This window comes from Syntrophomonas sp., assembly GCF_028707975.1.
Taxonomy (GTDB): Bacteria; Bacillota; Syntrophomonadia; order Syntrophomonadales; family Syntrophomonadaceae; genus Syntrophomonas.
Genome location: NZ_JAQVZX010000056.1, coordinates 1 through 11,791 on the forward strand (window position 1 = coordinate 1; position 11,791 = coordinate 11,791).

An 11,791-nucleotide genomic window follows, 5' to 3' on the forward strand; every position below is an offset into this window, starting at 1 on the left:
TACCTGATCTCATGGGACAATAGATGTCCGAGCGAGCCGAGGTACGGGTAAAGCGGGGATCAACATGAATTAGCTTGGCACCCCGAGTTTCTCTGGCTTTCAGTAGCCACCTCATGCTGATGGGATGATTTTCGGCGGCATTGCTGCCCATAATTAGAGCACAATCGGTATTCTTCAGGTCTACTATATGGTTAGTCATTACTCCACGTCCAAATGATGGTCCCAAACCTGCGACCGTGGAGGAGTGTCAGATACGGGCCTGGGTTTCAAGATAAACCAAACCTAGCGCACGCATCATTTTTGACAAGATATAGCATTCCTCGTTGTCCAGCCCGGAGCCACCGATGGAAGCGATTCTTTCCGTGCGGTTGACGATTATTTCATTGCCATCTTCTAATTTTTCCTTGTGGATAAAACTGTTGTCACGGGTTTCTTTAACTCGCTCAGCAATTCTATCTAGCATCCATTCCCAATCTTTTTCTTCCCACTTGTCACTACCAGGAGCCCGGTATAAAGGTTTTTGCACCCTCTTGGGGTTAATTATTTGTTCCCCGGTTCTTTCGTCATAGATTTCCCGGAGGTTAAACATTGCAGCACCCTTGGAACAAGCTCCCCCCTGGTTAATCGGGTTGTCCGGGTCACCATGCACACTGAGTAATTTTACAAATTTCCCATTAGCGTCCCGTTCAGCGTAAATTACCAGGCCACATCCTGAGGCACAGTAAGGGCAAACCGTAGGTGTCGGGGTTACATTTTTTATTCTTAGTTCTTTAGCTGCTGATGCTGTTGCCTGTAGGTCGAAGCCCAGATCAACTAAAGCAAAACCAGCCGCTGTAGCCCCGGTTACCTTGAGGAATTGCCTGCGGGTAACCTTCATAGAAACCACACTCTCCTTTCCCCAATTATTAAATTTTCTAACTGTAATGATTATAGCACCTTGGACAAAATATAGACACCCTGAATAAATGTATAAAACTATATTTTTAACCACCAAATATACGTTTTATACATAGAATTAAGGCAGTAATGACAATAGATATCAATTCAGGGTTAAAATATATATAATTATCTCCCCTCCTTTTTGTTTGTTTGGCCGAACCCGGGATGAATATTCAACCATATTCCAAGAACATTTCGACATAAAAACCCAGTTTCCCTGCAAAATAATGCATTATCCAATAATAATTACAATAAGTAATAACGGCAATTACTTGTTGTAATGTATTATCTGGCCTGAATCTTCCAGATTGTATCCTCCAAAATCGTTAACTTGCTGGAGAAATTCCGGTGATTTGATAGTATCAAGCAGCAAGTCTAGTTCCCGTTCTCCCATCAAATTAGGAAGAATACAGAGGTCATAACGCTCTTCGCTTAAAGGAATGAAATCCAAATCCAGGGCCCGGGCACTGGCGTAAATGCCCATGCCGGTGTCACAGGCTTCATTCTCAACTGCGGCGGCTACCGCTAAATGAGTATATTCCTCACGATTATAGCCGTTTATGGCCTGGTTATCAATCCCTTCGCGAGCCAATAGGTAGTCAAAAAGTATCCTGGTGCCGGCTCCTTTTTGCCGGTTAATATAACGAACATCACTCCGTAACAGATCTTGTAATCCCAATATTTGCAGGGGGTTATCCTTTTTTATAATTAATCCTTGCTGGCGTTTGACCAGGTTAAGCAAAATCCAATTATCCCGGGGGAGATACTTTTCCAGGTAACTCCGGTTGTATTCACCGTTTTCTGCATCCAGCAGGTGAATGCCGGCAAAATGGGTTTCCCGCCGGCGCAGGGCCATTATACCTCCCATGCTGCCAACATTGCTGGAAACCAGGCGTATACCATATTGTTTCTGGAGTAAATTACCAAGGATATCAATGGTCATATCATGGCTGCCTATAGCAATAAGGCTATGATCGACCTTTTTACGGGGACGCAGCAAAGATACTGGACAAGATTCTCCTGCCTGCAATCCTTCATTACCTCTCTCGATGCAAATGACTCCGTCAGCTTTAACCAGGATGCTACTAATGCCGGCACCCCGGTTTAGCGGGTAAGCCATATATTTGTCCTTGATGCGTGCCAGGTTTACATATATATACTCATCCACTCCCATGGATGATGCTATCTTTCTGGATACATGAGCCTGAACCTTATCTGCATCTGGCAGTACCAATCCCTGTTTTTTAAAAATAACCGGGTGGGCGAAGAGCTGGAAAATCAACTGGGCTGATACCGGATAACCAGGTACACCGATAACCGGTTTACCATCAATAATCCCCAGAATGGCTGGTTTTCCCGGGCGGGTAGCCACTCCATGTATCAGAACCTGACCAAACTCTTCTATAATAGTAGAAGTATAATCTTCACGACCGGCGGAAGAACCGGAACAAATTACCAGTATATCAGCATTATCCTTGGTTTTTATTACAGCCTGTCTCAATAAGTCGGGGTCATCCACCACAATTTCATGACGTAAGGGAATAGCCCCCCATTCTTCACAGAATGCGGAAAGCATACGGCTGTTCGATTCTACGATTTTACCTGCTTCCATATCATCAGAGGCTCTTTCTTCCAGTTCGGTACCAGTAGGAATAATAGCCACTCGCGGTTTTTTTACCACCGGTATCTTTTCCACTCCAGCAGTGTGGATGGATGCTAATTCGTAAGGTCCTATTCTGGTAAAAACAGGAACCATCATGTCATGGGTAACCAGGTCTTCACCTACGGAACGGATATGCTGCCAGGGTACGGCGGGTTTGATAATCTGGGCATTACCGTCTAAAAAGTTAACCTCTTCTATCATAATTACGGCGTCAAATTCGCGTGGAACATAGTCGCCGGTATCTACTTCGATATAATCCTGATCCTTCTTTAAATTAACGGGGTTGACTTCGTTGGCGGCAAAGGTACTGGAAGCCTTTACGGCAATCCCATCCATGGCGGAGGCTACATAATGAGGCGAGGATCTGTGGGCGTAGACGGCCTGACTGGTAATACGGCCATGGCTGGAGAGCACATCGACTTCTTCACTCTCAATTTTAAAGTAGTTTTCTTGCTCCAGTGTCTGTAAAAACTTCTGCAAGGCTTGTTCGCGAGGCATGTTTTCAATATAGATTTTCCGCTGCATAATTCTATCTCCTTTATTCAATCCCGGTTTCTGACTGCTTATTACTTTTGATTATTTTACCCCAGCAACGGTATTTAGACAAAATATTTAAACCTGGTTTTGATTAGGCTATTGGATATCCGTTTTCGCCAGGGGTTAGAACCATATTAGTATGTTTGACGGCAAAAATCGGTAAAGTATAATAGGATAAGATTATTATGGAATCTTGTATGAATTTATGGCAAGTATAGCGGATGAGGTGAAAGAGTGGCTGAATTTTTAAAAGTAGTTAGTTTTCAGGAAGCCCGGCAAAAAATCAAAGAATACTTTCCCCGGCAGGAGAAGGAAAGGGTCTTTTTAACGGAAGCACAGCGACGGGTTCTCGCCAGCGATGTGCAGAGCCCGGAGGATTTACCTGCTTTTCACCGGACGGTGGTTGATGGTTATGCGCTTCTGGCTGAGGATACCTTTGGCAGTAGTGAATCACTGCCTGCCTACCTGGATTATGTGGGAGAAGTAAAGATGGGGCAGGAGGCCGGGTTAAGCTTACAAAAGGGACAGTGCTGCTGGATTCCCACCGGGGGAATGCTTCCAGCGGGAAGCAATGCAGCGGTAATGGTTGAATATACGGAAAAGTTGGGGGAGGATACGGTTCTGGTTTACCGGCCGGTAGGACCCTGGGAAAACATAATGCAAAAAGGCGAAGATATAAGAAAGGAAGAAGTTATTTTTCCAGCGGGCAGCTTTTTGCGGGCACAGGATATCGGTTTGCTGGCTTCCCTGGGAATTACTGAATTAACGGTATTGCAGCCCTGGAGGGTGGGGTTGATTTCCACCGGGGATGAAATCGTTCCCATTGAGGAGACCCCAACGATAGGCAAAGTAAGGGATGTAAACTCGCATGCACTGGCAGCAGCTATCAAGGACTGTGGCGCGATTCCCCATAATTATCCTCTGGTTATGGATGATTTTATGGTTTTTAAAAATGCGGTGGAATTAGGGTTGAGGGAGAATGATTTATTAATAATGTCGGGAGGGAGCTCGGTAGGTTTAATGGATGTAACCCTGGATGTCCTCTTATCTTTTCCCGGGGCGGAAATGCTTTTCCATGGCATTGCGGTTAAACCAGGTAAACCTACCCTGGCTGTTAAGATAGGGGACAAGATGGTCATCGGTCTTCCCGGGCACCCGGTTTCAGCCTTGATGATGTTTCATATTATATGTGCACCTGCTTTAAGCCCTTATCCACCTTTAAGTATTGATGCACGTTTAGAGCTTAATCTGTCATCACAGGCAGGGCGGGATGACTTTGTTCCGGTAGAATTGCACGAAGAGAAGGGGGAAAAACTGGCCCTTCCACTGCTGGGCAAATCGGGTTTGATGAATATCCTGTCCCGGGCCAGCGGTTTTATCCATATTCCATATGAAAAGCAAGGCCTGGTTAAGGGCGAAAATACAAGGGTTTATCTTTTCGCATAGGCTTTATTTGATGTCACTGCGCTCGCGCGACATGTCGCGCGCCCTTTGATAGGGCTCGTCTTCGCCGGGCGTTGTATCCATGCTTTGCCAGCGCTTGTGTATTTATACGAACTTTATTCAAGAAAAGGGGTTTTTGCAGTAGAGTCTTATTTTGGTTTCCAGAGGACTTTCCCCAGGATAATGCAGTTGTTCTGTTCATAGATTTGAGCCGGGTAGGCTTTATTGTCGGAGAGCAGAATAAGCTTATCCTCATAGCGGTTCAGGCGCTTGACGACAGCAGGACCTTGCTCAAGGAGAACCACGGCCAGGTCGTTGTTATCCACCGGAACTTGTCTCTTGACCAGAACAATGCTTTGACTTTTTATGGTGGGCTCCATAAAGTCCCCGTTAACTCTATAGTAGAAGTAGTTAATAAGATCATTGCCATAAATCTGCATTACCGTATTATTTACCGGCCAATAATCCTCAATAAATTCTTGGTTTGCTTCTGAATCAGATGATACTATATTATTGAAAACCGCAACTACTCCGGCTCTAAGCACAGATTGCCAGTTAGGAGCTTTGCTAGTTGGTTTCGCTGCAAGCTGGGTCAATGTATCAATATAGAAAAGCGAATCCTGTTCACGCTGTCTTTCTTCATTCCGTATTTCTAGCAGTTCATTAACAACTCGATGGCTTTCGACTGCTTCTTCCGGCGGCAAATGGGGGAAAGCAGTTCCCAGGAGCAGCCCGGGTGTAACATCAAAAAAACACGCCAACTTTTGCAAGTGTTCCAGGTCAATACTCAGTTTCCCTCTTTCATAGAGCCGTATTACCGATTCGCTTATCCCCACCTTCTGACTCAGTTGTATTTCACTTAAATCCTTTTCCAAACGCAAGTATTGCAGGCGTTCCTTGAATTTCATTATATTCGCTCCCCAGACTACTTTTAAAGAATATATTACTAGTTTGGCCAGGTCTTTTCAAGGATTATAGATTGGTGACAGAGCTGAAGCATAATATTTTCAATTGACAAAAAGTCTTCAATACCTTCACAACTGGTTTATTCCGCAGTGGGGTTATCCAATTGTTCAACCGAAGTAAAAAAGGCATCCAAATCGTGCAGGATATTAGTAAGTTCTGCCACTTGGTGGGTAAGGTTATCGATATCAGCTTTATATACTGTTGAAGCATGTTCTAACGCTCTCAGTATTTGATAATGCTCATCTAAGCGAGAGTTGGTTATGGCCTGGCCTTGCTCCAGATTAGCCTGGCCATCCTTAAGGCTTTTAATATCTGACTGCATAGACTCCATATTTTTTTTGCATGACTTCAAGAATACTAAGGATTTCCCCTTCGTTTTTCATTATAGTACCCCTTATCCTTTATTAATCATCGCCTGGTCAGGTCATCGGAGCGGCCCACCAGGTAGTCCAGGGCAACGGCACAATCTTATCCTAAGATGATACTGCAGATATATCGGGGATCTTTCAACCCATCGGCTTAGCAAACTTGCTGGTCATACATAAAGGAAGCAGGAAGAATGTCCCCCTGCTTCCCTATACCCCGAACAGTTCAAAAACATCCTGGTCATCAATGACCCGGGGGCTTGTTCGTCCTGAGTTGGCCAGCAGGCTTTGCATTTTTTGTTCAATGGTCTTTTTGAGCAGTACTTCAAAATCAATGTCCCGCAGCTTGAAAAACAAGGTGGGATCCTGGTCAAACCGGGCCCCGATTCCATACAGGACAGCTGCCACATGCTTGCACATGCCAGCCCAATCAGGACAACTGCAGCTGAACTGGATTTCCTTGGCGCTGGGAAACAAACCGGCGCCCTTCAAGGTGAAGAGTTCTTCTAATTCCTTGGGAAATGTACCTTCTATAAGTTCGGCCAGGTTGTCAATTTTGTGATTGCACACCTTAAGAATATACTCCCATTTTTCGTTGGCCAGCGGGGCAATTTCAATTTTTATCTGGTAGGGCTTTTTTACACTGCCCTGAACCAGGGCGGTTACCAGGCCGATTTCAATCTGCAAATCCAGTACTGCGCCATTACGCACATAGCTGCGCCCGCGTCCTATTCTATTGGAGTAGTCGGCATAACTCTCCAGGTTTTTGTTCCAGGCCTTGCCCCACCAGGTAGTGGCCAGTTTGCTGCCGGCAATCACCACCGGGGCCAAATCAGGATTCTTTTTTTTCAGCTTCTCCAGCTGCATTTTCGCCATTTCCTTCTTGTACGCAACAGGTACGTACTCATAGCCCCGGTCATAGCGCCCCATTATTTATCACCTACCTGCGCCAAGGTAAATAATTCCATTAATTGCTGGTTATCCAGCTCGGTTATCCAGTTTTCGCCCGATGAGGCTATTAATTCTCCGACCAGCTGGCTTTTGGCTTCAATCATCATATCAATTTTTTCCTCAATGGTGCCGGCGGTTATTAATTTATGAGCCATAACGTTTTTTTGCTGTCCGATACGAAAAGCGCGGTCGGTGGCTTGATTCTCCACTGCCGGATTCCACCAGCGGTCAAAATGGATGACATGGTTGGCGGCCGTCAGATTCAAGCCCACTCCCCCGGCTTTTAATGACAAGACCATGAAGGGCACGTATTCCTCGCCGCAGAATTTATCCACCAGTTCCTGGCGTTTTTTAACCGGGGTTCCGCCTTGGAGAATCAGTCCGGCGCGGTTAAATATGGTTTGCAGGAAACCGGCTATAGGCTCGGTCATTTCTCTAAACTGGGTAAAAACCAGCACCCGCTCTCTTTTTTCATAGATAGTTTCACATATATCTTGCAGCCGCTCAAATTTACCGCTGTACTGAGGCTGGTATGCATTCTGAGCCAGGTATTGATCGGGATGGTTGCATATTTGTTTGAACTTCATAATACTGGACAGGACTAATCCCTTGCGGGCTATGCCTTCGGCATCAACCAGACTCTTGGCTAATTCCTTGACCAGGCTGTTATATAAAACCATCTGCTTTTTGCTAAGGTTGGCATAGGCTTTTATCTCTATTTTATTGGGCAGGTCGGCGATTATAGTCTTATCGGTTTTCAGCCGGCGCAAGATAAAGGGGTTGATTACTGCCCGGAGTTGGGAGTAGTCCGGGCTGCTGGCACCCTTTAGCTTTTGGGCAAAATCTTTGAACTCTTTGACTGTTCCCAGCAAGCCGGCATTTAAAAAGTCAAATAAAGACCATAAATCAGAAAGGCTGTTTTCCACCGGCGTGCCGGTCAGGGCTATTTTGGCTTTGGCTGGCAATTGCTTTACCGCCTTGCTTTGTTTGGTGCCCGGGTTCTTAATAGCCTGGGCTTCATCCAATATCAACAAATCCCAGTGTAGCGTTTTTAGCTCCTCCATGCGCACTGCCATGCCGTAGGTGGTTATATATAAATTGGTACCATCCCGGTTTTCCAGGTCATATTTCTCCTTGCTGTTATAGATGGCTTTATATTTGAGCATGGGAGCAAATTTTTCTATTTCTTTTTGCCAATTTCCCATTAACGAGGCGGGAATTATCAGGAGAGCCCGCTCATCCGAATTTACCCGGAGATACTCCAGCAAGGCAATGATTTGCACCGTTTTCCCCAGTCCCATATCATCAGCCAGGCAAGCCCCAAAGCCTAATTGCTTCATGTAATACAGCCAGTCCAAGCCTTTTTGCTGGTAACCCCGCAGGCTGGTCCGGAAATCGCCGCTCAAGGCCAGATCATTTATCAAGGCCGGGTTGGCCATCCTGGCGGCAACGTTTTGCAGCCACTTGCCATGGGATACTTCAATGGCGACTGCATCACCCTTTATTCCCAAAGCTTCACGGGCATTTAGCTGCAATCGCATGGCCTCGGCTATGGTATAGTCACAAGTACCCGCCAGTTTTTTAGCGTTCTGGTAAGCCTCCAGGGTTAACTGCAGTTTTTGCTGGTCAACCTCTACCCATTTGCCTTTGATTAACAGCAAACCGCTGCTCTGGGTCAACAAATCCCGGATTTCTTCCTCGCTTATCTCATCCTCGCCCAAAAACAGCCGGGCATCAAAATCTAGTAAAGCATCCATGCCCACCTGGGAAGGCTCCCGGTTTCCCAACTGAATTGACAGCTTTAAGGAATTGGACTTTTTCTTCCACCAATCCGGTATGCGGCACAAAATACCGCATTCTTCGTAAAGGGGTATCTCTTGCAAAAATATATAGGCTTCATTGCTGGTCAGCTTCAAGGGGCTAAACAATTCGCCGCTTTCCACAAATTCCGATATCAGATCGCTTTTTTGGGCTGCTTTGCTAACGGTTGTAAGCAATTGCAGCAGTTTGTTATCCTGGTTTTGATATTCCAGCAGGGCGTTTTTAAGGGGAGTGTGCGAGGCTTTTTTTTCACCGGCACGAGCCGTGCTATAGGTGGCTAAAAAGGCGAACGGATACTCTTCCGATTTGTTTTCCACCAGGTGAAAAAACACCCGCCCCACCATGTTTATGCGAGAATTTTGCTCCAGCAAGAATTCTTCTACCGTTCCCGTATAAGCTTGGATTTCGTTGGCAAAGACCTGCGACAGGCTGAGGTAAATGTTGTTTATCCAGGCAGCGTTTATGAATTCAAGTCCCACCACGAAGGGAACGCTGCGCAATATTTCGGCTGTTTCATCATCCGTTGGTGTTATTACGGTATCCTCCCGGGTAAATTCGATATTCTCCGTATGGGACAACCTCTTAATATAACAGGCCGCTATATTATGTAAAAAAGACATGGACACTGACAGTTTTTGGCTGGAATCAAAAAATCCCAGGCGGAACAGCATTTTGTTATGATTGTCCAAATATCTATCATATAGTTCCCGGGCCAGTTCCTTGTCAATGGCAAACCATGATTTAGCCGGGGCTATTTCATAGTCAAGATAGAAGCTCTGTTCTGTAAAACAGGCTTTTAATTCCTGGTTATTGGCAGTGCTTGGCATTTTCCCTCCTGCGTGGCAAATGATCCGGTTAATCATCGCGTGTTTTGAATAAACAAGCGTTCAACTATAATATAATGGTATATCTTCACGATAGTATTATAGCATTTCCTATTGACATTTATTACTAGCAAAAACAATAAAACGGCAAGATTGCGATCTTGCTTCTGCATATAATGACATATGATGTCACTGCAAAAGTAATAAATATGCATTAGTGTGCATAAATATACCGCATCAGTAACCAGTGCCAGACGGGATATATTTAATCTTATTGAGCAAACTATCATGAATTCAGAGCCTATACAAATAACAAGTAAAAAAGGTGATGTCGTAATGATAAGCTTGGAAGATTGGTCATCCATATAGGAAACAATATATCTTTTATCCGTCCCAGGTATGAGAGAAAGTGTTTTGAAAGCGGATAAAACACCTTTAGACCAGTGGAAGAATGCTGAGGATTTAGGATGGGATATATAATAAAATTCTCCAAGGATGCATTGAAGGATGCAAAGAAGCTTGAGGCCTGCGGGCTTTTGACAAAAAAGCCCGCGATATTTTAATTATACTGAAAGAAAATCCGTATCAAACTCCGCCTTTTTTTGAAAAGTTAAAAGGCGATTTGAGCGGGAAGTTGTCCAGACAAATAAATGTTCAGAACCTCCGCAACTCGATTGCTCCATACCTTTATATCACAATTTCCCGAGCTGATTTTGAATATTTTTTAGAGTTTCTAAAGAAAAGAAAGCACGGGAATAGTTCTTTTGCAACTGTTCCCGTGCCTGTCGTGCTTCTCCTGGATTATAAGTATGCGATTGAGACTATTCCGCCTGCTGTCTGGTTACTGTATTTCTCATCTAGCATTTCTCGGTGTATATTCACAAAATTGTAGACATCTTCAGTAATATAGCCTTTGTCTCGTAGCAAGCGGAAGGTGTTCTCATAATAAACACTTATGCCGTAGGTAGATCTTCCGTCTCGGAAGCGGTTGGTTTGAGGTAGATTGGAGCGCTCAATAGCAAGCGTGAAGTTACCAATGTCGCCTTCACCATAGCGTAACACCTGTGAACGGACCATTTTCTCGTTGGACATGTTTTGATAATCAGCCTTTACCGCTTCAAAAAAGGCCTTTTTATCCTCGTCGCGGATTTCAATTGGAGTATATTCTTTATCCGGCCGATATTTTACATTTCTCCTTACTTCATTATTTGACTTGAGATTATCATGCATTAAGTCACGCAGCCTGTAAAGATCAACTGTAATATGTCGAATATCATTCAGGGGCAGATCGATAGCAGCTAATCTTTTCACCCGTTCCTCCCGATTACCGGCTAGGGATGCTAACTGACTAATTGATTTTTGATCAATTTCTTCGGATGGTTGCACGGGTATAATCATCTGAAAATTGTGTTTTTCGATTTTACCGTTATCCAGGCGATAAATAAAGCTAATATTAAAGTACTGTATTTCTTCACCAACATAGTCTTTAATCATACTGCGCTGTCGATAATTACTCCGGACTGTTTTGATATTATCGGCCAGGTATTGATGCAGTTTCAGAGTGCTGTCTATACTTTCATCTTCAGTATAGATTCCCGGATAAACCGACCATAAAAGCCTGGTTTCTTCTGGGGTAAAAGTACAAGATTCTGGATAAACATAGTCATTGCTGTCCGGGTCCTTTTGCATAGATTCAGGTGTCCCATACCTTAATGCCAGAGATTCCGGAAGATTAGAAATATCCAGATCTACATGGTTTTGCTCAGCCTGTAGTGTTTGTAGCGCCTCATACTGTTCCCCGTTGTAGGAAAATACCACTGCTTCTACTTGATCTGCATCCGGCAACCGAGTGGCATAGCCGTACCAGTCATAATATACCGACATACTGGTTATGATCAGCAGACAGGCATAAATAACAAAACCCTTGTAAGCCCCGAATACTCTAAATGATTTTTTCAGTAACATCTCAGCAATAAGGTACCCGACCAGTCCCGCCAGCAGGAATAGCAGCAATGGGATCACTAAAGTACTGTATTGGACATTAAACACTTCTATCAGAATAGCGCCCAGGGCTAAAGTGCTGCAGAATGTTACTCCATATTTAAACACGGGATTCAGTTTACGGATGGCTAATACATCCCCAGCGTTTTCCATCTTGCGATTTTTATACAATATCTGCGCTAGCCAGACGAAAAGAACTCCCAGCAAGAGATAGACGAGCCATACCGTCCAGTTCAGACTAGTGTAAGTGCTTTGCAAACCGGAAGCGTAGTCTATCGGGG

The 11,791-nt window shown here is 44.5% G+C and carries 7 protein-coding genes and 1 pseudogene; 1 reads left to right on the forward strand and 7 read right to left on the reverse strand.

Annotation, left to right across the window (positions count from 1 at the left end):
- A partial coding sequence (locus tag PHP87_RS08070; RefSeq protein WP_299920225.1) for a molybdopterin-dependent oxidoreductase occupies nucleotides 1-877 on the reverse strand: 877 nt, incomplete at its 3' end.
- A gap of 330 nt (nucleotides 878-1,207) precedes the next feature.
- Nucleotides 1,208-3,127 (reverse strand): molybdopterin biosynthesis protein, encoded by a 1,920-nt coding sequence (locus PHP87_RS08075; protein WP_299920227.1) that lies wholly within the window; start codon nucleotides 3,125-3,127, stop codon nucleotides 1,208-1,210.
- A gap of 246 nt (nucleotides 3,128-3,373) precedes the next feature.
- On the opposite strand from PHP87_RS08075, the gene glp reads away from it, so the two are divergent.
- On the forward strand, nucleotides 3,374-4,585 hold the full coding sequence (gene glp / locus PHP87_RS08080; RefSeq protein ID WP_299920228.1) for a gephyrin-like molybdotransferase Glp: 1,212 nt from the start codon (nucleotides 3,374-3,376) through the stop codon (nucleotides 4,583-4,585).
- Nucleotides 4,586-4,731: 146 nt separating this feature from the next.
- On the opposite strand, the gene PHP87_RS08085 is transcribed toward glp, so the two are convergent.
- The 5 genes and pseudogenes from PHP87_RS08085 to PHP87_RS08105 all read right to left on the reverse strand — a co-directional run.
- Nucleotides 4,732-5,490, reverse strand: coding sequence for an XRE family transcriptional regulator (locus tag PHP87_RS08085; RefSeq protein ID WP_299920229.1), 759 nt, complete (start codon nucleotides 5,488-5,490; stop codon nucleotides 4,732-4,734).
- Nucleotides 5,491-5,627: 137 nt separating this feature from the next.
- Entirely contained in the window at nucleotides 5,628-5,870 is a 243-nt protein-coding gene (locus PHP87_RS08090; protein WP_299920230.1) for a hypothetical protein, read from the reverse strand.
- A gap of 253 nt (nucleotides 5,871-6,123) precedes the next feature.
- Nucleotides 6,124-6,843 carry an SWIM zinc finger family protein gene (locus PHP87_RS08095; RefSeq protein WP_299920231.1) on the reverse strand — a complete coding sequence of 240 codons (720 nt, stop codon included), beginning with the start codon at nucleotides 6,841-6,843 and terminating at the stop codon, nucleotides 6,124-6,126.
- Nucleotides 6,843-9,512: a DEAD/DEAH box helicase gene (locus PHP87_RS08100; protein WP_299920232.1), complete on the reverse strand. Its 2,670-nt coding sequence runs from the start codon at nucleotides 9,510-9,512 to the stop codon at nucleotides 6,843-6,845. The genes PHP87_RS08095 and PHP87_RS08100 overlap by 1 nt, the downstream gene beginning before the upstream one ends.
- Nucleotides 9,513-10,310: 798 nt before the next feature.
- Nucleotides 10,311-11,791, reverse strand: a pseudogene (locus tag PHP87_RS08105) (hypothetical protein); the annotation flags it as partial.

Excerpts from the sequence above, each read along its gene's own strand:
- PHP87_RS08075 (WP_299920227.1), bottom strand. The coding sequence starts at position 3,127 with ATGCAGCGGAAAATCTATATTGAAAACATGCCTCGCGAACAAGCCTTG.
- PHP87_RS08085 (WP_299920229.1), bottom strand. The coding sequence starts at position 5,490 with ATGAAATTCAAGGAACGCCTGCAATACTTGCGTTTGGAAAAGGATTTA.
- PHP87_RS08090 (WP_299920230.1), bottom strand. The coding sequence starts at position 5,870 with ATGCAGTCAGATATTAAAAGCCTTAAGGATGGCCAGGCTAATCTGGAG.
- PHP87_RS08095 (WP_299920231.1), bottom strand. The coding sequence starts at position 6,843 with ATGGGGCGCTATGACCGGGGCTATGAGTACGTACCTGTTGCGTACAAG.
- PHP87_RS08100 (WP_299920232.1), bottom strand. The coding sequence starts at position 9,512 with ATGCCAAGCACTGCCAATAACCAGGAATTAAAAGCCTGTTTTACAGAA.